General features: G+C 37.5%; 22 protein-coding genes. 12 read left to right on the forward strand and 10 right to left on the reverse strand.

The annotated features are described in order from the left end of the window. Positions 1-24 precede the first annotated feature (24 nt). The 5 genes from R4Z09_RS05200 (at position 25) to yhbH (ending at position 6201) form a co-directional block, all read left to right on the forward strand. The gene (locus tag R4Z09_RS05200) at positions 25-930 is read left to right on the forward strand and encodes an amidase domain-containing protein (RefSeq protein WP_338451282.1); all 906 of its coding nucleotides are present in this window, start codon (positions 25-27) and stop codon (positions 928-930) included. 66 nt (positions 931-996) lie between these two features. Beyond that, positions 997-1470 carry a tRNA (uridine(34)/cytosine(34)/5-carboxymethylaminomethyluridine(34)-2'-O)-methyltransferase TrmL gene (gene trmL, locus R4Z09_RS05205; protein WP_338451283.1) on the forward strand — a complete coding sequence of 158 codons (474 nt, stop codon included), beginning with the start codon at positions 997-999 and terminating at the stop codon, positions 1468-1470. Positions 1471-1596: 126 nt separating this feature from the next. Further along, entirely contained in the window at positions 1597-2346 is a 750-nt protein-coding gene (nfsA, locus tag R4Z09_RS05210) for an oxygen-insensitive NADPH nitroreductase (RefSeq protein ID WP_338451284.1), read from the forward strand. 551 nt (positions 2347-2897) lie between these two features. Further along, a complete protein-coding gene (locus tag R4Z09_RS05215) occupies positions 2898-4793 on the forward strand; it encodes a PrkA family serine protein kinase (protein ID WP_338451285.1) in 1896 nt (631 codons plus the stop codon). A gap of 235 nt (positions 4794-5028) precedes the next feature. Further along, a complete protein-coding gene (gene yhbH, locus R4Z09_RS05220) occupies positions 5029-6201 on the forward strand; it encodes a sporulation protein YhbH (protein ID WP_338451286.1) in 1173 nt (390 codons plus the stop codon). A gap of 50 nt (positions 6202-6251) precedes the next feature. Here the strand turns inward: yhbH and R4Z09_RS05225 are convergent, their stop codons facing one another. Continuing rightward, complete coding sequence (locus R4Z09_RS05225; protein ID WP_338451287.1) at positions 6252-7289, reverse strand: lactonase family protein; 1038 nt, start codon at positions 7287-7289, stop codon at positions 6252-6254. Between the two features lie 209 nt (positions 7290-7498). On the opposite strand from R4Z09_RS05225, the gene R4Z09_RS05230 reads away from it, so the two are divergent. Next, complete coding sequence (locus R4Z09_RS05230; RefSeq protein ID WP_338451288.1) at positions 7499-8101, forward strand: YczE/YyaS/YitT family protein; 603 nt, start codon at positions 7499-7501, stop codon at positions 8099-8101. Positions 8102-8128: 27 nt separating this feature from the next. On the opposite strand, the gene R4Z09_RS05235 is transcribed toward R4Z09_RS05230, so the two are convergent. Continuing rightward, entirely contained in the window at positions 8129-8770 is a 642-nt protein-coding gene (locus R4Z09_RS05235; protein ID WP_422392287.1) for a spore coat protein, read from the reverse strand. A gap of 205 nt (positions 8771-8975) precedes the next feature. Here R4Z09_RS05235 and R4Z09_RS05240 point away from each other — a divergent pair, with 205 nt between their 5' ends. Continuing rightward, a complete protein-coding gene (locus R4Z09_RS05240) occupies positions 8976-9509 on the forward strand; it encodes a helix-turn-helix domain-containing protein (protein ID WP_338451290.1) in 534 nt (177 codons plus the stop codon). Positions 9510-9521: 12 nt separating this feature from the next. After that, positions 9522-10466 carry an alpha/beta hydrolase family protein gene (locus R4Z09_RS05245; protein WP_338451291.1) on the forward strand — a complete coding sequence of 315 codons (945 nt, stop codon included), beginning with the start codon at positions 9522-9524 and terminating at the stop codon, positions 10464-10466. A 72-nt stretch (positions 10467-10538) separates the two neighbouring features. Here the strand turns inward: R4Z09_RS05245 and R4Z09_RS05250 are convergent, their stop codons facing one another. The 3 genes from R4Z09_RS05250 to R4Z09_RS05260 form a co-directional block, all read right to left on the reverse strand. Then, entirely contained in the window at positions 10539-11840 is a 1302-nt protein-coding gene (locus R4Z09_RS05250; protein ID WP_338451292.1) for an NCS2 family permease, read from the reverse strand. A 203-nt stretch (positions 11841-12043) separates the two neighbouring features. Next, the gene (locus R4Z09_RS05255; RefSeq protein ID WP_338451293.1) at positions 12044-13042 is read right to left on the reverse strand and encodes an inorganic phosphate transporter; all 999 of its coding nucleotides are present in this window, start codon (positions 13040-13042) and stop codon (positions 12044-12046) included. 14 nt (positions 13043-13056) lie between these two features. Further along, the gene (locus R4Z09_RS05260; RefSeq protein WP_338451294.1) at positions 13057-13674 is read right to left on the reverse strand and encodes a DUF47 domain-containing protein; all 618 of its coding nucleotides are present in this window, start codon (positions 13672-13674) and stop codon (positions 13057-13059) included. Between the two features lie 249 nt (positions 13675-13923). Here R4Z09_RS05260 and R4Z09_RS05265 point away from each other — a divergent pair, with 249 nt between their 5' ends. Continuing rightward, a complete protein-coding gene (locus R4Z09_RS05265; protein ID WP_338451295.1) occupies positions 13924-14748 on the forward strand; it encodes an aldo/keto reductase in 825 nt (274 codons plus the stop codon). A gap of 598 nt (positions 14749-15346) precedes the next feature. Here the strand turns inward: R4Z09_RS05265 and R4Z09_RS05270 are convergent. Further along, the gene (locus tag R4Z09_RS05270) at positions 15347-16267 is read right to left on the reverse strand and encodes an RluA family pseudouridine synthase (RefSeq protein WP_338451296.1); all 921 of its coding nucleotides are present in this window, start codon (positions 16265-16267) and stop codon (positions 15347-15349) included. Positions 16268-16395: 128 nt separating this feature from the next. Between R4Z09_RS05270 and R4Z09_RS05275 the strand changes: the two genes are divergently transcribed. Further along, positions 16396-16794, forward strand: coding sequence for a YhcU family protein (locus tag R4Z09_RS05275; protein WP_338451297.1), 399 nt, complete (start codon positions 16396-16398; stop codon positions 16792-16794). 33 nt (positions 16795-16827) lie between these two features. On the opposite strand, the gene R4Z09_RS05280 is transcribed toward R4Z09_RS05275, so the two are convergent. Further along, positions 16828-17301 carry a thioredoxin family protein gene (locus R4Z09_RS05280; RefSeq protein WP_338451298.1) on the reverse strand — a complete coding sequence of 158 codons (474 nt, stop codon included), beginning with the start codon at positions 17299-17301 and terminating at the stop codon, positions 16828-16830. Further along, the gene (locus R4Z09_RS05285; protein ID WP_338451299.1) at positions 17298-17738 is read right to left on the reverse strand and encodes a disulfide oxidoreductase; all 441 of its coding nucleotides are present in this window, start codon (positions 17736-17738) and stop codon (positions 17298-17300) included. Before R4Z09_RS05285 ends, R4Z09_RS05280 begins: the two co-directional genes overlap by 4 nt. Before the next feature lie 232 nt (positions 17739-17970). On the opposite strand from R4Z09_RS05285, the gene R4Z09_RS05290 reads away from it, so the two are divergent. Continuing rightward, positions 17971-19713 carry a phospho-sugar mutase gene (locus R4Z09_RS05290; protein WP_338451300.1) on the forward strand — a complete coding sequence of 581 codons (1743 nt, stop codon included), beginning with the start codon at positions 17971-17973 and terminating at the stop codon, positions 19711-19713. Between the two features lie 56 nt (positions 19714-19769). Here the strand turns inward: R4Z09_RS05290 and R4Z09_RS05295 are convergent, their stop codons facing one another. Beyond that, positions 19770-20024 (reverse strand): YhdB family protein, encoded by a 255-nt coding sequence (locus tag R4Z09_RS05295; protein WP_338451301.1) that lies wholly within the window; start codon positions 20022-20024, stop codon positions 19770-19772. Between the two features lie 187 nt (positions 20025-20211). On the opposite strand from R4Z09_RS05295, the gene R4Z09_RS05300 reads away from it, so the two are divergent. Continuing rightward, positions 20212-21621, forward strand: coding sequence for a SpoVR family protein (locus R4Z09_RS05300; RefSeq protein WP_338451302.1), 1410 nt, complete (start codon positions 20212-20214; stop codon positions 21619-21621). Between the two features lie 51 nt (positions 21622-21672). Here the strand turns inward: R4Z09_RS05300 and R4Z09_RS05305 are convergent, their stop codons facing one another. Further along, positions 21673-23007 carry a hemolysin family protein gene (locus tag R4Z09_RS05305; protein ID WP_338451303.1) on the reverse strand — a complete coding sequence of 445 codons (1335 nt, stop codon included), beginning with the start codon at positions 23005-23007 and terminating at the stop codon, positions 21673-21675. Positions 23008-23125: the final 118 nt, after the last annotated feature.

A 23125-nucleotide genomic window follows, 5' to 3' on the forward strand; every position in this document is an offset into this window, starting at 1 on the left:
TATAGAACGAAAGGAGTGAAAAGTATGCGGCAGCAATTGTATAAATTACTTCAAGAGCGGGTTCAGCAATGTGTCTCAAGTGAAAGAGGCTCGAATACAACATGTGAAAAAATCGAAAGAAAAAGAGAATCATTGAAGAATCGAACAGCAGAGATGATTAAAGTGAATGCAAAAGGGGTAATCAATGAGATAAAATCGGAAATGGATAAGATTGAAAATGTCATGTATCTAGTGCATTTCCGTTATTTCATAAAGCAAAAAAAGCGGCTTTATTTAGAAGAAGAAATAGAATACAGAAAAGCTCAATTTTATAAAGGCGAACTTATCCACGATGAAGAGTTAAACCCGTTACAATTGCATGAAGAAAATCTGGAGGTGCCCACAGATATAATGCTGGACGAAGGTGAAGATAGACTTGTCTATCATTACGATCGTCTAAAGGCGGTTCAGTATGCGGAAAGATGGTGGAATGACTATAATCCGGCTTATAAAAAGTTTGATGTGGATTGTACCAATTATATTTCACAATGTCTGAATGCCGGCGATGCACCCATGAGAGGTTATCCTAACAGGGGGAATGGCTGGTGGATGCAGAATCAGAATTGGAGCTATAGCTGGACGGTTGCTAATTCATTAAGATGGTATTTGCCAAATTCCAAAACAGGCTTAAGGGCAAGGGAAGTATCAAGCCCGGAAGAATTGTTGCTGGGAGATGTTATCTGCTATGACTTTGAGGGAGATGGCCGTTTTAACCATACAACGATTGTAACGGGAAGGGACGCTGACGGGATGCCGCTTGTGAATGCCCATACATTTAATAGCCGTATGCGCTATTGGGCCTATGAAGACTCAACCGCCTATACGCCAAATATTAAATATAAGTTTTTAACGATTATTGATGATAAAGGGATTAAAAGTATTAAAAGTTGACCTATCTTGTTTCAAAAATGGAGAGTGGTATAATATCAAATAGAGTTTATAGCAGAGGTGAAGCAATTGGCAGTACATGTAGTTTTATATCAACCAGAAATGCCTGCAAATACAGGGAATATCGCCCGTACTTGTGCGGCTACTGATACTACTTTACATTTAATACGCCCGCTTGGTTTTTCTACTGATGATAAAATGCTTAAACGGGCCGGACTGGATTATTGGGAATTTGTTCAAATGGTCTATTATGATTCTATAGAGGAGTTTTTTGAGAAAAATAAAGGCGGAGAGTTCTATTATTTAACAAAATACGGAACTAAGGCGCATTCCTCGTTAGATTACAGTGAGCTTGAGAAGGATTATTATTTTATTTTTGGAAAGGAAACTACTGGTTTGCCAATGGATATCATTGAAAATAACCGTGACCGGGCATTAAGAATTCCAATGACAGAAAATGTTTCGTCATTAAACCTTTCCAATACAGCAGCCATTCTTATATACGAAGTACTCCGTCAGCAACGCTATATTCATTTGAAATAAATGAAGGGAACCTAAGCAGGGTTCCCTTTATTTTGATAATAATATAAGATTCTGCCGATATTATTTCATTTTTTTCATTTTCTTCGTTATCATAAAGATATGAATACATATTAAAGGATGATTACTATGAATCAAGTCATTGAAACATTGCTGGGTCACCGCTCGATCCGACGGCTGGAGGACAAGCCTTTAACAAGAGAGCAGATTGAACTCATTGTCGCAAGTGCACAGGCGGCATCAACGTCAAGCTATATTCAGTCATATTCGATTATTGGTATTACAGATCCGGCTAAGAAAAAGAAATTAGCTGAACTTGCCGGAAACCAGAACTATGTTGAAAAGAATGGTCACTTCTTTGTGTTTTGCGGTGATTTACACCGTCATGAACTAGCGGGAGAGATGGAGAATAAAGCAGTAAAGGATTCAATTGAGAGTACGGAAAAGTTTATGGTGATGTTAATTGATACAGCACTTGCAGCTCAAAATGCCGCCATTGCAGCCGAATCAATGGGTCTGGGAATCTGCTATATAGGGGGAATCCGCAATCACCTTGATGAAGTCTGCGAACTGCTAAACACACCGAGAAGAGTCATACCGCTGTTTGGTATGGCAGTCGGTTATCCAGAAAAAGTAACGGATCAAAAGCCAAGACTGCCATTAAGCCATATCTACCACGAAAATGAATATGAGCAGGATGAAGCCGTCTATAAGCAACAGTTAGAGGAATATAATAAGGTAATTTCTCGTTATTATACTGAACGTACAAAAGGGAAACGGGATGATACCTGGACTGGTCAGATGGCAGGAACCTTTGAAAAACAATCGAGAATGTATATGCACGATTTTATAAAAGAACATGGATTAAATCTAAAATGATAAAAGGCCGCAAATTGCGGCCTTTTTACTTTCTCTTACTTATTTGGTAATTTTCGGCTTGTCGTTATAACCTGCTGTAAAGATGGCAGCAAGAAAAGTAACCATTACGCCAAGAACAAGGATCGTCCCCATTGGTATGTAGGCCTCCTTTAATAATAGATGAGAAAGAATAATATAATTAGACAGCTTTATTATAGCTTATTCTAAAATATCTGTGAATGCAATGTTAGAAAATTTTTAAGAGAACGAATAGTTAGTGATTTGAGATAATAATCATTATTTTTCATTTCTAGCATAAATAAAGAACTATACCTTTTCTTTCTAGGCCAAGTTGATTCTCCTTTTTATGCATGTTGGCTCGTAACTAAGCATACATTGTAATAATCAGCTTGGAACAAAGTGAAACTTTCATCGTTGCAGGGTTATTCCACAGTGATGATAGTGACAGATCATAAGAAGTAGTTTTATTTGGTGGTTGGTACTTGCTCGGACTTTTACAGGCAGTCAATTTTTGGCCGGTAAACGGAGATAATGCGACAGGGGAGGTCCATATGGATATATTAAAAAAAATCGAGCTATATCGTAAAGAAGAGGAAATGCTTAAATGGGAAGGTACTTTTAGCGAATATCTAGAGATTATTAAGGAAAAACCATGGGTGGCCCAGTCAGCTCATTCAAGGGTCTACAATATGATAAAAGATTCTGGAGTAGAAGAAGTCAATAATCATAAAAGATATAAGTTTTTCTCCAATCAATTGTTTGGTTTAGAGGAAGCGTTGGAAAGATTAGTGGAAGAATACTTCCATCCTTCTGCCAAGCGGCTGGATGTCAGGAAGCGGATTTTGCTGTTAATGGGTCCTGTCAGCGGTGGTAAATCTACATTAGTAACAATGTTAAAAAGAGGATTAGAAGCGTATTCATTAAGTGACAGAGGAGCTATCTATGGTATCAAAGGCTGCCCAATGCATGAAGATCCGCTGCATTTAATCCCGCATCATTTGCGTAAGGATTTTTATGATGAATATGGGATCAGGATTGAAGGGAATCTCTCTCCATTAAATTTGATGCGTTTAGAGCAGGAGTATGATGGCCGAATTGAAGATGTGATTGTTGAAAGGGTATTTTTCTCTGAGGACCGCCGCGTTGGAATTGGTACCTTTAGTCCGTCTGATCCGAAATCGCAGGATATTGCTGATTTAACAGGAAGTATCGATTTTTCAACGATTGCCGAGTATGGTTCCGAGTCGGACCCAAGGGCCTATCGTTTTGATGGAGAATTAAATAAAGCGAATCGCGGAATGATGGAATTCCAGGAAATGTTAAAGTGCGATGAGAAATTCCTCTGGCATTTACTATCACTCACGCAGGAAGGTAATTTTAAGGCAGGCAGGTTTGCCCTAATAAGTGCAGATGAACTAATTGTTGCTCACACAAATGAAACGGAATATCGTTCCTTTATTTCCAATAAGAAAAATGAGGCCTTACATTCAAGAATCATTGTTATGCCGATTCCGTACAATTTAAAGGTGACGGAAGAAGAGAAAATCTATGAAAAAATGATTCGTGAAAGTGACGTGTCTGATGTTCACATTGCCCCGCACACCTTAAAGGTAGCAGCCATGTTTACGATCCTAACGAGATTAAAGGAACCTAAAAAAGGTGACATTGATCTAGTGAAGAAAATGCGTCTATATGACGGAGAAAGTGTTGAAGGCTATAACCGTGCTGATGTCGAAGAATTGAAGAAGGAATATGTGGATGAAGGAATGAGCGGTATAGACCCCCGTTATGTCATCAACCGGATATCCTCGACAATCATCCGAAAGGAAATGACAAGCATCAATGCTTTGGATGTCCTCCGTTCATTGAAAGAAGGATTGGATCAGCATCCATCCATCACAGCAGAATTACGAGAAAAATATTTGAACTACATCTCACTGGCTCGTAAAGAATATGATGATATTGCGAAGAAAGAAGTCCAAAAGGCATTTGTTTATTCCTATGAGGAGTCTGCGAAGACATTAATGGATAACTATTTAGATAACGTTGAAGCCTATTGCAATAAAATTAAGCTTCGTGATCCGCTCACAGGTGAGGAAATCAATCCTGATGAGAAATTAATGCGTTCGATTGAAGAACAAATCGGAATCTCTGAAAATGCGAAAAAAGCATTCCGTGAAGAGATCTTAATTCGTATTTCTGCTTATGCACGAAAAGGTAAACGGTTTGATTACAATTCACATGACCGTCTCCGTGAAGCGATTCAGAAGAAACTATTTGCTGATCTGAAGGATGTTGTGAAAATTACAACGTCTACAAAAACGCCGGATGAGCAGCAGCTAAAGAAAGTGAATGAAGTGGTTGCCAGATTAATTGATGAACATGGTTATAACTCTACTTCTGCCAATGAATTACTGCGCTATGTCGGTAGCTTATTAAATCGTTAATAGATAAGATAACCAATACTTAGACCCGGTGTACATCGCACCGGGTTTTATTCTCGGCTTGTCTTTATTTATTGGGCAATTGATTCATTATTTAAATTACTTGTAAATTATTTTGTCTTCTTGCATATGATAGAATAATCCACCGTTTTATCTGAAATTTTCACTCGGGATATTGTATGTATGTAAGGTGAATATGTGCAAATGTAAGCAAAAAAATTTTTAAGGAGGGGTTGAAATGAGCGATAAGAATAACCATCAATTTGTGATTTCCAAAGAAGATTGGTCCCTCCATCGCAAAGGCCACGATGACCAACAGCGGCATCAGGAAAAAGTACAAGAAGCGATTCGTAATAATCTCCCCGATCTAATTACTGAAGAGAGCATTATTATGTCAAACGGCCGGGAAGTGGTAAAAATACCGATTCGTTCTCTTGACGAATATAAAATCCGCTATAACTATGATAAGAACAAACATGTGGGTCAAGGCGAAGGAGACAGTAAAGTTGGAGATGTAGTTGCTCGTGATGGTTCGGATGGAAAGAAAGGACCTGGTAAAGGTCAGGGCGCAGGAGACCAGCCTGGAGAAGATTATTTTGAAGCAGAGGTTTCCTTAATGGAATTGGAAGAGGCTTTGTTTAAACAATTAGAGCTGCCAAATTTAAAAAGAAAAGAGCTGCAGGAGAATATTGTTGAAGACATTGAATTTAATGATATCCGAAAAACTGGTTTAATGGGGAATATTGATAAGAAAAGAACGATGATGTCTGCCTTTAAACGAAATGCGATGAAAGGGACACCTAAATTTCATCCGATCTATCAAGAGGATTTGAAATTTAAGACCTGGAATGAAATTGTTAAACCTGATTCAAAAGCAGTAGTTCTTGCTATGATGGATACAAGCGGCAGTATGGGGATTTGGGAGAAATATATGGCCAGAAGCTTTTTCTTTTGGATGACCAGGTTTTTACGCTCTAAATATGAAACGGTAGAAATTGAGTTTATTGCCCACCATACGGAGGCAAAGGTTGTGTCAGAAGAGGATTTCTTTTCACGAGGAGAAAGCGGCGGAACGATTTGTTCATCCGCATATCGAAAAGCACTAGAGTTGATTGAGGAAAAATATCATCCAAACCGCTATAATATTTATCCATTTCATTTTTCTGATGGAGATAATTTAACCTCTGATAATGCCCGCTGTGTAAAGCTTGTAGAAGAATTAATTAAGCTATCGAGCATGTTTGGATACGGGGAAGTAAACCAGTATAACCGGCATTCGACACTTATGTCCGCTTACAAAAACATCAAAAATGAACACTTCAAGTATTATATCCTCAAGCAAAAAGCAGATGTATTTCATGCCATGAAGACTTTCTTTAATAATGAAGAAGAGAAAAAACAGTATGCATAGAGCAAAATCGGCAAGTGTGAGAAGCACCTGCCGATTTTTGTTATTTTCTATTACGGTTTTATAAACTTAACACATACCGGGTGTGGAACAGTGATGTCCGACTGAATCAATGTCAGCCTTCCTGTTTCGGCGTTTCTTTTAAAAACAGTTAAATTACTTGATTCTTGATTAGAAGCAATCATAAATTCCTCCGTGGGATCAAGAGAAAAATCACGCGGCCAGTCGCCTTCGGTTGAAATATGCTCTACAAAGGTCAGCTTGTACGCCTCATCAATGCTAAAAACGGCAATACTATTATGACCACGGTTTCCTGCATATATAAAGCGGCCGTCAGAAGAAAGCTGAATAGCGCTGCCTTGATTGTTTTCAGTAAAATCACTAGGTTTAGTGGATATTGTTTGGATCTCTTTGAATGCTCCATTATTTGCATTATATTCTAAGACAACAACCTCTGAACTTAATTCGGTCATTACGTAGGCATACTTTCCGTTTGGATGGAAGGCAAGATGGCGCGGACCGCTTCCTTTTGTAAAGGATATGTGATTTACTTTGACCAATTGGCCATCATTTAACTGGTAGGTTAAAAGCTGATCAATACCTAAATCAATCACTGTGATATATTTTTCATCCGGCGTGAAGGCTGCAAAATGTGTATGTGGCTGCTGATCAGCGTGTTCCCCTTGATGGTGGACAACAGAGGGATTTGCATGAATGGATCCGTCTTTTGCCACTATTATGTAAACCGCTGCCGTTCCTTTATGATAATTCCCCGATAAAAGATGATGGTTATTCCGGTCGACACTTACATGACATGGAGGTGCGCCTTTTTCTGTTTGTTGATTTAGAAAGTGTAATTCACCCGTCTTACTGTTCAAAGAATAGGCAGCAACACCTCCGTTTTCCCCATCTTTTGCAACTGAATATAAAAACTGGTTGTTTTCACTAATTGTTAAATAAGTAGGATTTTCTATTTTAGCAGCAACGGTAATTTCCTCAATCGCAGCTGATTCTGTATCAAAGATGAAGGAATAAATCCCCTCACTATCGCCTTTTGTGTATGTGCCGATAAATCCGTGAAACTTTGTCATTAATAGACCTCCTGTATTATATTACTATGCAAATTGAATCTTATCATAATACTGATTCAATTTGCGAGCGGTGACTTATTGAAATAGTCTATTAATCTGCAGGTAATCGGAATAAATAGTGGAAAAGCTGTATATTTTATAACATGCAGCAGTTAATCAGGTGCATATTGCTCAAAAATAAGACTAGAAAAAATACTGAGGGAAAACGAATGGGCAAAAAAATACTATTTTATGTAATTGGGATCAGCATTGCTTGTTTGGGTGTTACGTTTATCCTGAAGTCAAATGCCGGTGCGGGTCCTCAGGATGTCGTGTTAATGGTTTTAGCGAAAAAGTCGGGTTTTACCTTTGGTACCTGGGTGATTATTTCCCAAGGAGTGTTTTTATTATTTAATTCATTTCTGTTAAAGAAAAGACCAGAGTTTGAATCAGTTATTACGATGATTTTTTGGGGACTTGTTGTTGATTTTTGGATGGAAATCATTTTTTATGATTTGGAGTTATTTTTAAGTACTCCATTGTTACGATGGTGCTGTTTTCTGCTAGGTGTATTATTAATTGGGATTGGTGTGGGAATTTATTTAACCCCTAATCTGCCAAGAATGCCATATGACGGTATGATGGTTGCCTTATGTGAAAGATTCCAATTAAGTTTAATGGTATCAAGAACAATCCTTGAGATTACCTTTATTATCATTGGGATCCTAGTTGGGGGAAACATAGGAGCCGGTACAATTGTATTAGTTTTATGTATCGGAACCATCATTCAATTTTTTAATCAATTATCACGAAAAATTTACACAATAAGCTAATGCTCTCCAAAAGGAGAGCATTCTTTATTATTGCAGTGTTTGACTTGTCGTCGTGGTATAGCTGTTTAGCACCAACTGCATATCTTGTGCATTCAGCTGTGCCACTTGATAGTATTGATGCTTGTTCTGATATTGGAATATCTCATATGCCATTTCAATATAGTTTGGCACTGAATCAGCAATTACCCTTCTGACAACAGGGTTTGTTACTTCGAGAGCTGCTTTTGTCAGTGAAGCTGCATCAGCCTTAATTAACCCAAGCATATAATTTGAAATACAACGATCGCCAATTTCTGATGCATTCATTTTCGGTTTTCTTGGCTGGCTTGGAGTTAAGCCATAAACCACGTCATTAGATTGAGCCATTTTATAGCTGGAAGTAGGGTGTGATGGGTTCATACCGGATTTGAAGCATTCCGTTAGGATATTATAATTATCAAGCATAAATTGGTGCTGACGGTTAAGAATATCGGTTAATTCAGGATCCTTTACATGCTGCTTATATAGTAAATATTGATCCAAAGTTGAAATGGTGCAGCTTAATATTTCATGAACATCCATGATTTCATGGCCGCCATGCTTTGTGTCTGTAGGCTGCTGCATATTCTGCATCATTCCTTGGTTGTTGATATTAGGTTGTTGATTCATTGGTTGCTGCTGCATGTTCATCATCTTGTAAATGACCTCCGCTTACGAAATAATTGCAGGCGTTTTGCCGTACATGATTATTGTGTTAAAACTGACTGCAAAAATGTCAGGGAGATTCATCTATTGCTAGAAAGATCAACCTTTAAAGATTTTTTAGGGAGTTTTTGACTTTATATTATCACTTATGATAATATAATCAATATAAATAATAAAAGGGTGATTTAAAGTGAAAGAACGAAAAATTGATATTTTATTGCATCCTGTCCGTTTAAGAATCATCCAAAAATTTCTTGGCGGTGATGAGAGAACGGCCAAGGAGCTTGCGCAGCTTCTTCCGGATATCGCGCAGGCAACACTTTATCGCCAGCTGGACACACTTCTGAAAGCAAATATCTTAATCATTACCGAAGAAAAACCAATCAGAGGAACAATTGAAAAAGTATATGCCCTAAATCCAATGGAAGCAAGTATTACGACAAAGGATATTAACGGAATTTCTAAAGAAGAACATATTCAATATTTTATGCTCTTTACTACTCAGTTATTGGCGCAATTTGAAAGCTATTTAGAGAAGGATGAAATTGATCTGGAACGTGATGGGGTCGCATACAGGCAGACAGCCTTTTATCTGAGTGATGAGGAATTTCATGACTTAGTTATCGAGATTGTAAGGATTTTTCAAAAAGCAGCCAAAAATAAACCGAATCCTGATCGTAAGAAACGTTATATTTCAACGATTATTATTCCAGAAGCAGATTAGGAGGATGAAAAAATGAGCCAAATGGAAGAAGTAACGATTGAAAGTCAGTTTACACTTAAAGGTACATTAACGACCCCAACCGATTTGAAGGAAAGAAATCCGGCCATTTTGATCATTCCCGGAACAGGAATGACGAACAGGGATGGTAACGACAAAGGAATCAATATCAATATCTACAAAGATTTGGCTGACTTTTTTACATCCATTGGTTTTATAACTTTTCGTTATGATAAAAGAGGAACTCATGAAAGCGACGGTGATTATTATACCGCCGGAGTACAGGACCTTATTGATGATGCTTGTGCCTGTGTTCACTTTTTAAAAAAGGATCAGCGTGTTGATGCCGATTCTGTGTTAATTTTAGGACATAGTGAAGGAGCCTTGCTTGCACCGGCGGTACATGCTCAGGAACCTGTTGCCGGGCTGATTTTGTTAGCAGGTGCTGCAGAGCCTTCAAAGGTATTATTACCAAAACAGTTTGAAATGGCTATGAAAGAGATAAAGGAAACAAGAGGCTTTAAAGGCTGGTTATTTAAAGTCCTGAATGTCGCAAAAAAAGCTCAAAAACAACAGGATGCAGTGATGGCAAAAATACTGAATTCAAAGGAAGATATGTTAAAAATCAAAGGAACAAAAGTAAATGCAAAATGGATGCGGGAGCAATATGATTATAATGTCTGTGAGTACTTAGAAAAGGTAACCTGTCCTACGCTAGCGATTACAGGGGCAAAAGATATCCAAGTCCCCCCAGACCATGCGGAAAAAATTGCTTCAACTGTAAAAGGGGAATCTGAGTGGCATATTATACATGACATGAATCATATTTTACGTAAATATCCAAAAGACCATAAAATGCTCTCACTTATGAAGGAATATAAAGAGATGTTTGAACAGCCAATAGATGCTGAACTTTTAGAAGTAATGGAGAAATGGCTGAAAGAGAAGTATCTAAATTAAGGTGTCAGACCACTACAAAAAGACAAACCTATGCACTTTGTCTTTTTGTGGGGCCTGACACCTTTTCATTTTTTAATGAGGCAGATATGCGAGCTGATAGAAGAAAAGTACAGCGAAAACGTAGACAATTGGATGAACCTCACGCCATTTACCTTTAACAACTTTTAAGATCGGATAAGAAATAAATCCAAGCGCGATACCGGTTGCAATGCTGGATGTTAACGGCATACTTAAAATGATTAAAAAGGCCGGGAAGGCTTCTTCAAATTCATTCCACTTGATATGAACCACATTCCCCATCATTAAACTGCCAACGATAATTAATGCAGGTGCCGTTATAGCGGAAAGACCTGATACCGCACTGACAAGCGGACCGAAAAAAGCAGATACAATAAATAGGATGGACACGGTTAATGTTGTTAAGCCTGTTCTCCCTCCGGCAGCAACACCTGTAGAAGATTCGATGAATGCTGAGGTAGGACTTGTACCAAACATCGCTCCAATTGTTGTAGCAACTGAATCTGATAGCAGTGCTTCACGTGCCCGCGGCATTTTATTCCCTTTCATCAGTCCAGCCTGCTGTGCTACAGCAACCATTGTACCTGTTGTATCAAAAATGGTTACTAATAAGAAGGAAAAGACAACTGCATATAGGCTGTGTTGAATCACTTCACTAAATGCAGTAATTGGATTTGCGACCATGAGACCTTCAGGCAGACTAGGAAATGCGACAAATCCATCTTGGAATGAGAGTTGGCCAAAAAAGAATGCGATTAAACCGGTTATCACCATTCCTATGAATAATGCGCCATTCACTCCCAATGTCATTAGAATTAACGTAATAGCTAAGCCGACTAATGCTAATATAGCGGATGGTGAATGAAGATCACCAAGTGCAACGAGATTAGTGGGATGGCTTGTAATTAAGCCTGTTAACCGTAGACCAATAAAGGCAATAAATAAACCTATCCCTGCACTAATCCCATGTTTTAGGTTTTCTGGTATTGCTTCAATCAACACTTCACGGAAGCGTGTAAAAGATAAAATAATGAAAATGATTCCTGCGACAAATACAGCTGCAAATGCTGTTTGATAGTCGATATTGCCATGTGAACCAACGACTGAATAGGCAAAATAGGCATTCATGCCCATTCCAGGAGCAATCGCGATCGGATAGTTCGCAAATAGAGCCATCCATAGAGTTCCAACAACAGAGGCAATAATGGTCGCCAAAAATACTTGGTCAAAAGGAACACCGGCATCGGACAAAATAATCGGGTTGACGACAACGATATAGACCATTGTTAGAAAGGTAGTGACCCCGGCCATTATCTCAGTTTTTACGGATGTATGATTTTCTTTGAGTTTAAACATAATGCCCTCCATAAAAGTACGAACGTTTTACAAACACATTTTATATAATATTCGTTTTTGTTATGTAATTCAAGTTTTTTCTTAGTATAAGTAAAAACCAAGTATTGATGCTCCGAATGATAAAAAATGATTATAAAATAGGAAAGGGTAAAAATCCGTTAATGGATTCTTACCCTTTTGATTCCTATATGAACCATTTAAAATTAAAGAAATATATTTAATAAATAATAGAAAATACCTGCTACAGTTGCTGAAATCGGTAATGTGATCACCCAAGTTATAAGCATCCGCTGTGCTGTTCCCCATTTAACACCTTTTAAACGATGGGATGCCCCAACGCCCATAATAGAGGAGGAAATAACATGTGTAGTACTTACCGGTAAATGAATGTAAGTAGCGCCGAAAATGATCATTGCACCAGTTAAATCGGCAGCAACTCCGTTAACAGGGCGGATTTTCATGATATTACCGCCGACAGTCTTAATAATTTTCCAACCGCCGACAGAAGTACCAAGGCCCATGGCAAGAGCACAGGAAAATTGAACCCAGAATGGAACATCGTCAGTAGTCAGCTGTCCGGCAGAAATTAAGGCCATTGTGATAATTCCCATCGCTTTTTGGGCATCATTTGTTCCGTGAGAGTATGCTTGTAGTGCAGCTGTGAAAATTTGAAAGATCCGAAAACCCTTATTTGTTTTCGTTAAATTATTCTCTTTGAATATGACTTTAAAGATACTATAGACAATATAACCTACGACAAAGGCTAGTATTGGAGATATGATAAGTGCTTGAATAATTTTAAGAAAACCGTTGTAATTCAGTGCATTGAATCCGGCAGCGGCGATAGCGGCACCGGCAATGGAACCGATAATGGCATGCGATGAGCTGCTTGGGATTCCATAGTACCATGTTAGCAAGTTCCAAAAGATGGCTGCTAATAAAGCCGCTAAAATAACAACAGAGCCATTTTCCAATGTAAAGGGATCAACAATATCCTTGGTAATTGCTTTTGCCACGCCCGTAAAGGTCATGGCACCAATGAAGTTCATCGTTGCCGCTAATAGAATTGCATGCCGTGGTTTCAGCGCTTTTGTTGAAACTGCTGTGGCAATTGCATTTGCCGTGTCATGAAATCCATTAATGAAATCAAATGCTAAGGCACAAATGACAATTAAAACCGTTAAAAAAATAAGTCCATCCATTTAGTTATTACTCCTTATGCATTTTTCATTATGATTGTTTCTAATGTATTGGCGACATTTTGACAGTAATCAGCTATATCTTCAAGGTTTTCATAAATTTCTTTGTATTGAATGATTTTAATTGGATCTTTTTCAACTGAAAACAAATGTTTAATCGATTGTCTTTGAATTCCATCACATTTGGATTCATAATCCTTAATCTTGATGGCATGGTCACGAATTTGTGGCAGCTTTTTCGTTGATAGAAGGTCAATGGAATCCTGAATTTCATGAGCACAGTTTTTAATGGCATCAACGAATTTCAGCATGAAATCATCTGCTTCTGTAATGGAATACATTTCAAATAAGGCGGAGCAATGTTCAAGACCGTCTAAAACATCATCCATACTCATCGCTAGAGCAAGAATATCTTCTCTTTCGATTGGCGTGATAAAGGCATTGTTTAATTCTTTAATCACATCGTGGATGTATGTATCTCCTTTCGTTTCATAATCTTTCATTGTTTCGGAGAAGACCTTTAAGTCACTGACATTTTTTAATTTATAGTCATAGAAATAGTTTGCTGCTTCCTTCAAATTTGTAGAGATGTTGTTTAGTAAAATGGAAAATTTATCCTTTTTCTTGAATACCATTCTTGTTACCCCCAATTTTTTATCCGCTTTTGCCAAAACAAGCCTAGATAATTTTATAAGAAATATGTCGAATGTTAAAGTTTTTTCACTTAAAATTTACAAAATCTTAATATTAATAGCCTTGCGTTCTTTATAAATTCATTTTCATATTTTTAATATTTGTTTGTGTGAAGGATTTATGTGTATTTTATTCAGTCTATTTCATTTGAGTGTTAAAATATGGTTAAATTAGGTAATGGAGGTGCAAAAATGGTTACAAGCATAAATCATAAAATGCAATTGCATAATGGAGTAGAGATGCCGCAGTTTGGGCTTGGCGTTTACAAGGTGGAGGAAGGAAAGGTTACCTTAGAAACTGTAAAAACAGCATTAAGCACGGGTTACCGCTCCATTGATACGGCTGCTTACTATGATAACGAAGAAGGAGTCGGTCAGGCTCTAAAAGAAAGCGGTATTCCGCGCGAGGAAATCTTTGTCACTACAAAGGTTTGGAATGATGATCAAGGGTATGAAGAAACACTTGCAGCTTTTGAAAAAAGCCGCAAAAAACTTGGCTTGGATTATATTGATTTATACTTAGTTCATTGGCCGGTTAAGGATAAATATGTACATACTTGGAAAGCATTAGAGAAGTTATATCAAGAGGGCATCATTAAAGCAATAGGAGTGAGTAACTTTCAGATTCATCATCTTGAGGATTTATTTGCTCGTGCGAACGAAAAGCCTGTCTTGAACCAAATCGAACTTCACCCTTTATTGACGCAGGAAAAAGTAAGGGCATTTTGTAAAGAAAATGATATTGCCGTTGAAGCGTGGTCGCCGATTGCCAGAGGGAATTTAATAAACGAGCCAGTATTGTTGTCAATTGCTGAAAAGTATGGGAAGACAAGCACACAGGTCATTTTAAGATGGCATTTGCAAAATGATGTGATCGTTATTCCTAAATCCGTAACACCTTCCAGAATTAAAGAAAATGCAGATATATTTAATTTTGAATTAACAAAAGAGGATATGAAAAAAATTAATGGCTTAAATGAAAATAAGCGTTTTGGTCCAAATCCGGACGATTTTTAAAAGTAAAAAAGGGGCTATCTTATTGTAAGTAGTTCAGTTTTTGTGGAGAAACGGATAAAATATCATATTAATTAACAGGCTAAATCGCATAGTAATTTAGGTGCTTATAATCCTTGTTATATCAATGAATATCGAACTTTAGTATATTAAAAATCATAGCAAATAACACACAAAATAACATAGTGACAAAACTATTGTCATCTTGTAAGTTGGAATGTTAAAAGTAATGTTTTTTACTATGTTGATTATTAACAGGACACACCTTCCGTTATTTGCAGTAAGAATTGTAATTTTACATTTTTATAGGACATACTTTCCGCTATTTATATAAAAGGTTGTTATTTTTTCGTTATTTTTAGCAAATAACGTACTCAGTGTCCAAAGGCTCTCCAAAATAGATTTATTTATGATAATAACGTACTCAATGTCCACAAAAAAGTTGAATCATACAATTAAAATAAAACGCATGGATTTTACCTGTTATCCATGCGTTTCTGTTTGTTATTTCTATTGATTTTTCTGTTGTGATTTCAATGTTTTTTACATTTTCTCCACATTAACGGAACTACTTAGTCCTATTGGACAGCCCCTATTTAAGTTAAATAGAGTAGGGGTTAATTCCCATGAAAATCTCATGGTTATCGAGAAATGGAGCATGACAAATAATCTTTTCTTCTGTGAAAGGGTGAATAAATTCCAGTTTTACTGCATGTAATGCCTGGCGTGGATAAATTGGCTTGCCGCCATATAATGGATCTCCTGCAAGAGGATGTCCAATATGGCTGAAATGGACACGGATCTGATGTGTTCGTCCGGTGTCAAGCTGACACTTAACAAGGGTGTGATTCTGCTTGTGATCAGTTTTCAAGACTTCATAATGTGTGACCGCCTTTTGTCCGTTAGGAGATACTCTTCTTCTCGTAGCATGGTGGCGGTCACGTCCAATCGGTTCGTTGATGGTCCCTTTTTGGGTCGTTATGATTCCCTGAACAAGGGCTAGATAGGTCCGTTTGACTTCCCGTTTTTCCAGCATTTGATCAAGCATGGAGCCGATGAAGGGATGTTTTGCAAATAAAATAGCCCCTGTAGTATCACGGTCCAGCCTGTGAACATGTTTTACTTGTCTATACTCCCCATTTGCTAGAAGATGATAGGCAACGGCATTTGCCAATGTGTCTGTTTCTCCAGTAGTATTTGGATGAGTGTCCATTTTAGGCGGTTTGTTGACAACGATTAAATGATCATCTTCATATATTGTGGATATTTCATGATAGGATGGCTGAATACCGAACTCATGGTCGGAAAAAAGACGGATGTCCAGTCGGTCGTTTTGGTTCAGTGGAGCTGTCCACTCTGCTGCTTGTCCATTTACTTTTACACCCTTTTCCATTCTTAATGAATGGGTTATTTTTTTCGGTGCATGCCAAATATTCCGAAATAAATCCTGTACAGGAATGTTAGACCATTTTTCCGGAATGACAATTTCCAGCCATTCACCTTTCCGACTTGTGCTGATCATAAAATGCTCCTTTATATCCATTTTCTCTTGATTGTGGTGTGAATTACCACCATAATATCACACGATAATATGTTATTCTATGTATAACCAACAATAGATTATTGAGTAATTAAAGGTGGGGGTATTTTGTGAAGGTGGTTTTTGCTTCGACTCCGGATCAGCAGGAAAAAATTACGGAGTTAATTAGGCAAGTATATTCGGACGTATTTCCAAATTACTTTTCTGACAATGAAATTGCTAAATTTGAAAGGCATAACGTATTACATATTTCTTCAAGTCAATTTGAACAATTGGATACGTTAAAGGATGCATTTCAAGTTATTACAAGCTTACAAACATTAATTTCGATTCTTGAAAGCGACAGATTGGACGAACAATATATCGAAACATATTATAAAAATATATCTATTCTTGAACAGTATGGATTGTATTTTCCTTTTGAATTTCAACAGTTTGTCGATTTAAAAATATCCGGAAATAATGATCTAAGTATCTATTCTAGAGCTGCTAATGAATTGTTAGTTTAGCCCCAAAAAATAAAAGGCTGCCAATGCAGACTTTTATTTTTTTTGACTATTTTCAGTAAACCACTGTCTGTACTCATCTTCACTTGTTAAACCAGTAATTCTGGCAACTTCTTTTCCATCTTTATACTGAACGATTGTCGGTGTTTCCTGGATCCCATAATCGTCCCACCCTTGTTCGAACTCAAGTAGATTATATTGTAACAGATCTATCCCCATCTCTTCAGCTAATGGTGAAAGAATAGGGGTCGCTTGTTTACAATACTCACATGTTGATTGAAAATAATAAACCGTTATATCTTCCTTGTCCTTCAATTTTTGATCAAGCTCATCCGGTAATATGATGTTTTGGTAATTTTCATCCTCTAATAATGCAGCTGTTTCTGGATGAAGCGTGTCTTTTCCATATGGATTATCCTCCACTTTTTCGCTGTTCTGCATGTTCGTCAGGATCGCAACACCGCTAAATAACACAATAATGATGGCTAAAAATATAAGTACCTTTTTCACTTTACCTCTCCTCCCGAATGTTTCCAGATGAGAATACTGCAAATGAAGATAATCGTAAAAGCAGTTAGTGCTAACAATGGAATGGAAATAAACCCAAACCAGTTGATGTATTGACTTGTACATGGAATTCTACCGCATGCCGGTGCGATATCGGCAAGAAAGCTTAGCTTTTGTAATGAATAATGATAAATCGAAATACTTCCGCCAATGGCTGATAAAACCATCGAATACAGGGCAATCTTGTAATCCCTTTTTACATAAGCAATTCCTAACAGGATTGTAAAGGGATACATGACGATACGCTGGTACCAGCATAGTTTACAAGGCTCGAACTGACGAATTTCTGAAAAGTATAAGCTGCCGAACATTGCTATGACGGAGGCTGCCCAAGCGATAAACAGGAGTGATTCTCGTTTATCTTTTTGATTTTTTTTCATCTTTGCCTCCTTAATACCATAATAGTGGCTTGTACTAATTATTCCACCTATTTTGAATTATATATGGGAATAGGAAAATGTGTAAATAAAAAGCCGAAAATTGTTTGTTTTTTTTTCAATGAATGTATGGGGACACTTCTTTATTAATTTTTCTATTTCCTGTATATTTTAAAGAGTACCTCATATTAAACATAATGTGATAAAGATGGATTAATTCAGGAGGGTTACATAAATGAGTTGGAAGCAAAAAGCTGAAAGATGGATTCAATACGAGGGATTAGATAAAGTTGTAAAAGAACAGTTGGAGAAGATTAAACATGACGATAAAAGCCTTGAAGAGGCATTTTATAAAGATTTAGAATTTGGAACAGGCGGAATGAGAGGAGAGATTGGCGCCGGCACGAATCGCATGAACCTCTATACGGTTCGTAAGGCTTCTGCAGGTCTAGCGGCATATATTGGGGCAAATGGGATGGAAGCCAAAAAAAGAGGGGTTGTTATTGCTTATGATTCAAGGCACTTTTCGCCTGAATTTGCCATGGAGGCTGCTAAAACATTAGCATCAAAGGACATTCATACCTATGTATTTGATGCGTTACGGCCAACACCAGAGCTATCATTTGCTGTCCGCCACCTCCATGCTTTTTCTGGTATTGTCATTACTGCAAGCCATAATCCGCCTGAATATAATGGATATAAGGTTTACGGGTCTGATGGCGGGCAGCTGCCACCAGAAGGTGCGGATGTGATCATTGAGAAAATTAATGAGATTGAAAATGAATTGTTAATTGATGTAGAGGACCAAAAGGTATTAATGGATAAGGGGCTAATCACGATGGTTGGTCAAGAAATCGATCAAGCATACATTGAAAAGCTAATGACCATTTCCGAAAACCCTAACATTTCAGATGAAGTTGATGTGAAGGTGGTATTTACCCCGCTCCATGGTACAGGAAATATCCCTGTTCGAAACGGCTTAAAGGCATTAAAATATCAACATGTCACGGTCGTGAAGGAACAGGAATTACCTGACCCGGAATTTTCAACTGTTAAAAGCCCAAATCCTGAGGAGCATGCAGCCTTTACATTAGCGATTGAGGAAGGAAACCGGATTGGTGCAGATCTTTTGATAGCCACAGATCCGGATGCAGACCGTTTAGGGATTGCTGTAAAAAATGAGAAGGATGAATATGTTGTTCTGACTGGAAATCAAACAGGTGCAATCCTTTTACACTATATCCTGTCTGAAAAGAAGAAAAAGAGTACGTTGCCAAAAAACGGTGTCATGGTCAAAACGATTGTCACAAGTGAACTAGGAAGAAAAATTGCTGAATCCTTTAATGTAACTACTCTTGATGTACTGACCGGCTTTAAGTTTATCGGTGAAAAGATAAAAGAATATGAAACATCTGGTGAGTATAAATTTTTGTTTGGCTACGAGGAAAGCTACGGCTATTTAATTGGTGATTTTGTCCGTGATAAAGATGCCGTTCAAGCAGCACTCTTGGCGACGGAAGTCAGTGCTTTTTATAAAAAGCAAGGAATGAGTTTGTATGATGCACTTATGGCTATTTTTAATCAATACGGCTTTTTCCAGGAAGGTCTTCGTTCTTTAACATTAAAAGGGAAGGATGGGGCTGAATTAATTCAAAAAACACTTGCTTCATTTCGTTCCAATCCGCTTCGAGTGTTAGACGGTTTAAAAGTATCTGCGGTGGAGGATTATTTAACGGGAACGCGAATCGAGGCAGATGGTAGCGAAAAGGTTATTGCCCTTCCAAAATCAAATGTCATTAAATATTATTTTGAAGATGGGACTTGGATCTGCTTAAGACCGTCAGGAACAGAGCCAAAAGTGAAATTCTACTTTAGTGTCCATGATTCAAGTTTAGACGCAAGTAAACAAAAGCTCGCGAATATCGAAAAACAATTTATGAAGCTGGTTGACCAAAAAATAGCTGACCTGTCAAAATAACAAAAGAAACACGGATTCATTGAGAATCCGTGTTTCTTTTGTTATAAGTGAGGAGCTCATTTTAGCATGTATAGTGTTCCATCTGTTATATCACGATCATGTATTTCAAGTGCATGATCAATATATCTAAGTAAAGAATATAAATGTTTTTCGATAATGGAATAATCTTTTTCAAAATTATAGGCATGGAGAAAATGCTCAATTTTCTTTGCCAAAAAGTTGTCGGATGTTCTTACCATAAGGATTAGCAAGTTATCCCATTCCGAGCGGTGTGTATAATATAATGCTCGGTCATAATCCATAGTCATCATATCCTCTCCTCCTCCTTTTTTTTAAGGAGTTGATATTAGTGTATGAAGGAAGGAGAAAATATTACAGTGTAAATGTTGGACTTCACCGAAAATAAGGCTGTAAAACATAATTGCTTGGTACAAATACTCATCTTTCAGCTTTTTACCTCATACATTGTGATATGGAAGTATGAAGGGAGAGAGTGGGATGAACGAAGCAGAAAGGAAAGAGCTTGAATATGCAATCGGTGAAATTACAGAGATTGCATCGGGATTTGGGCTTGATTTCTATCCGATGCGCTATGAAATATGTCCAGCAGATATCATTTATACTTTCGGAGCTTACGGTATGCCGACACGCTTTTCGCACTGGAGCTTTGGAAAGCAATTTCATAAAATGAAGCTCCATTATGATCTCGGTTTATCCAAAATTTATGAGCTGGTGATTAATTCAGATCCTTGTTATGCCTTTTTGCTTGATTCAAATTCACTTATTCAAAATAAGCTGATTGTTGCCCATGTATTAGCGCACTGTGATTTCTTTAAAAATAATGTCCGTTTCCAAAATACAAAAAGGGAAATGGTCGAAAGTATGGCGGCAACGGCTGACCGGATCAGGCAATACGAAATACTCCATGGTAAACAAGAGGTAGAGTTGTTTTTAGATGCAGTACTTGCTATTGAAGAACATATTGACCCATCATTAATGAGGCCGAAGCTTGCATGGGATATAGAGGATATTGAATCTGAGGAAGAAGTAAAAAGGCCTACCCAGTATGATGATTTATGGTCGCTTGATGAGGTTAAGCCTGTAAAAGAGGATACGAAAAAACAAAGGAAGTTCCCGCCAAGACCTGAAAAAGATTTATTATTGTTTATTGAATCCTACAGTCGTGAGCTGACAGACTGGCAGCGGGATATATTAACGATGATGCGCGAGGAAATGCTTTATTTCTGGCCGCAGCTTGAAACGAAAATTATGAATGAGGGCTGGGCTTCTTATTGGCATCAACGAATATTAAGGGAAATGGATTTAACAAGTGGAGAGGCGCTTGAGTTCGCAAAATTAAATGCCGGGGTAGTTCAGCCTTCACGTACTGGCATAAATCCATATTATTTAGGGTTAAAGATTTATGAAGATATTGAAGAACGTTACAATAATCCTACAGAAGAAATGAAGAAAAGAGGGGTTGTACCGGGTTCAGGCAGGGAGAAAATTTTTGAAGTCCGTGAAATTGAATCTGATATTTCCTTTCTCCGTAATTATTTAACAAAAGATTTAGTTATGCGTGAAGATATGTACCTTTTCCAAAAACAGGGGAAGGAGTATAAAATCGTCGGGAAAGAATGGGAACAGGTTCGTGATCAACTTGTCAATATGCGGGTCAATGGAGGCTTTCCATACATTACTGTCAATGACGGGGATTATATGAAGAGTGGTGAACTTTATTTAAAACATTGGTACGAGGGGATTGAACTGGATTTACGGTACTTAGAAAAGGTTCTGCCTTATATTCATCAATTATGGGGAAGGGCCGTCCATCTTGAAACCGTAAGCGAGGAAAGGCATTTATTATTCACTTATGATGGTAAAAATATTCAACGAAAGTTTATTTAACACTATCGTATGAATGATCATCTCTTTTACATGAAACAAGAGGCTGACCTCTTACTCAGGGTCAGCCTCTTGTTTCGTTTTTTCTAGTTCTGGTATTTTTTTTACTTCGATAAATTGAATATGATGTCCGTCAATTTCTTTCACGGTAAATGTATATCCCTCCGCTGAAATTTGATCTCCTAATTGGACGTCAAATTGCTGAGAAAGAAACCATCCTCCTAATGTATCGATATCCTCCTCCAAGAGGTCCGTTCCCAGCAGGTCATTTACATCCTCCATTAACACTTTACCGCTGAAGATATAATGATGTTCAGCCAATTTCTGAATATCAGCTACTTCATCCGTATCAAATTCGTCGCGGATTTCGCCGACAATTTCTTCGATAATATCCTCTACTGTGACAAGGCCTGCAGTTCCACCGTACTCATCATGTAAAATAGCCATATGTGAGCGTTCTTTTTGCATTTTAAGCAACAGGTCATGAATAGGGATGGTTTCAATGACACGAATGACCGGTTTGATAAAAGGGATAATCGGGCTGGTTGTTTCGGCAAAGGAATGATTAATGGAAGCCGTTAACAGCTCTTTAATATTGACAATTCCTTCAATATTATCTTTATCGCCTTTTATGACGGGATAACGTGTATACTTTTCCTCTTTTATCATGGCGATCACTTCCTCTTTTGTTGCTTCAAGAGGAATACCTACTATTTCAGTTCTGGGGACCATTATTTCCTTGGCAATGCGATTATCAAATTCAAAAATATTGTTTACATAGGTAAGTTCAGATTTATTAATTTCCCCGCTTTTATAGCTCTCTGATAAAATAATCCGAAGCTCTTCTTCTGTGTGGGCCAGTTCATTTTCAGAAACTGGTTTAAGACCGAAAAGACCAGTAAGCAATCTTGCAGAACCATTCAAAAGCCAGATGATTGGGAACATAATCTTATAAAACCAAATGATTGGTTTGGAAAAGGATAATGTAATTTCTTCCGCTTTTTGAATCGCAACTGTTTTCGGTGCTAATTCACCCACGACAACATGTATAAATGTAATGAAGCTGAAGGCAATGATAAATGACAAAATATGTGCCAAGGATTCATTCAAATCCATTTGGATAAAGAGCGGGTGCAGAATTTTCTCAACAGTTGGCTCACCCAGCCACCCTAAACCAAGCGCAGTAATGGTAATACCGAGTTGGCAGGCAGATAGGTAATCATCCAAATGGGTAATGACATGCTTTGCAGCCTTTGCACCTGCTTTATTTTCCTCAATTAATTGATTAATTCTTGAGCTTCTTACTTTGACGATGGCAAATTCAGTTGCAACAAAGAATGCAGTTAAAGCGATTAAAACGGCGACTAAAATTAAGTTAATCGTGATCAATAGCAAGCCTTACAATGGTAAGGCATACACCTCCTAAAAAATAAGAAATTGATCTAAAGCCATTATTCATGTAATTTTCATTATTATGATGAAGAATATTATGTCTTTAATAAATTGT

The organism is Niallia oryzisoli, assembly GCF_036670025.1.
Classification (GTDB): Bacteria; Bacillota; Bacilli; order Bacillales; family Cytobacillaceae; genus Bacillus_BD; species Bacillus_BD oryzisoli.

Excerpts from the sequence above, each read along its gene's own strand:
- R4Z09_RS05290 (WP_338451300.1), top strand. The coding sequence starts at position 17,971 with ATGAGTTGGAAGCAAAAAGCTGAAAGATGGATTCAATACGAGGGATTA.
- R4Z09_RS05300 (WP_338451302.1), top strand. The coding sequence starts at position 20,212 with ATGAACGAAGCAGAAAGGAAAGAGCTTGAATATGCAATCGGTGAAATT.
- R4Z09_RS05235 (WP_422392287.1), bottom strand. The coding sequence starts at position 8,770 with ATGAACATGCAGCAGCAACCAATGAATCAACAACCTAATATCAACAAC.
- R4Z09_RS05200 (WP_338451282.1), top strand. The coding sequence starts at position 25 with ATGCGGCAGCAATTGTATAAATTACTTCAAGAGCGGGTTCAGCAATGT.
- R4Z09_RS05255 (WP_338451293.1), bottom strand. The coding sequence starts at position 13,042 with ATGGATGGACTTATTTTTTTAACGGTTTTAATTGTCATTTGTGCCTTA.
- R4Z09_RS05270 (WP_338451296.1), bottom strand. The coding sequence starts at position 16,267 with ATGATCAGCACAAGTCGGAAAGGTGAATGGCTGGAAATTGTCATTCCG.
- R4Z09_RS05225 (WP_338451287.1), bottom strand. The coding sequence starts at position 7,289 with ATGACAAAGTTTCACGGATTTATCGGCACATACACAAAAGGCGATAGT.
- R4Z09_RS05265 (WP_338451295.1), top strand. The coding sequence starts at position 13,924 with ATGGTTACAAGCATAAATCATAAAATGCAATTGCATAATGGAGTAGAG.
- nfsA (WP_338451284.1), top strand. The coding sequence starts at position 1,597 with ATGAATCAAGTCATTGAAACATTGCTGGGTCACCGCTCGATCCGACGG.
- R4Z09_RS05250 (WP_338451292.1), bottom strand. The coding sequence starts at position 11,840 with ATGTTTAAACTCAAAGAAAATCATACATCCGTAAAAACTGAGATAATG.
- R4Z09_RS05295 (WP_338451301.1), bottom strand. The coding sequence starts at position 20,024 with ATGATGACTATGGATTATGACCGAGCATTATATTATACACACCGCTCG.
- yhbH (WP_338451286.1), top strand. The coding sequence starts at position 5,029 with ATGAGCGATAAGAATAACCATCAATTTGTGATTTCCAAAGAAGATTGG.
- R4Z09_RS05215 (WP_338451285.1), top strand. The coding sequence starts at position 2,898 with ATGGATATATTAAAAAAAATCGAGCTATATCGTAAAGAAGAGGAAATG.
- R4Z09_RS05260 (WP_338451294.1), bottom strand. The coding sequence starts at position 13,674 with ATGGTATTCAAGAAAAAGGATAAATTTTCCATTTTACTAAACAACATC.
- R4Z09_RS05245 (WP_338451291.1), top strand. The coding sequence starts at position 9,522 with ATGAGCCAAATGGAAGAAGTAACGATTGAAAGTCAGTTTACACTTAAA.
- R4Z09_RS05230 (WP_338451288.1), top strand. The coding sequence starts at position 7,499 with ATGGGCAAAAAAATACTATTTTATGTAATTGGGATCAGCATTGCTTGT.
- R4Z09_RS05285 (WP_338451299.1), bottom strand. The coding sequence starts at position 17,738 with ATGAAAAAAAATCAAAAAGATAAACGAGAATCACTCCTGTTTATCGCT.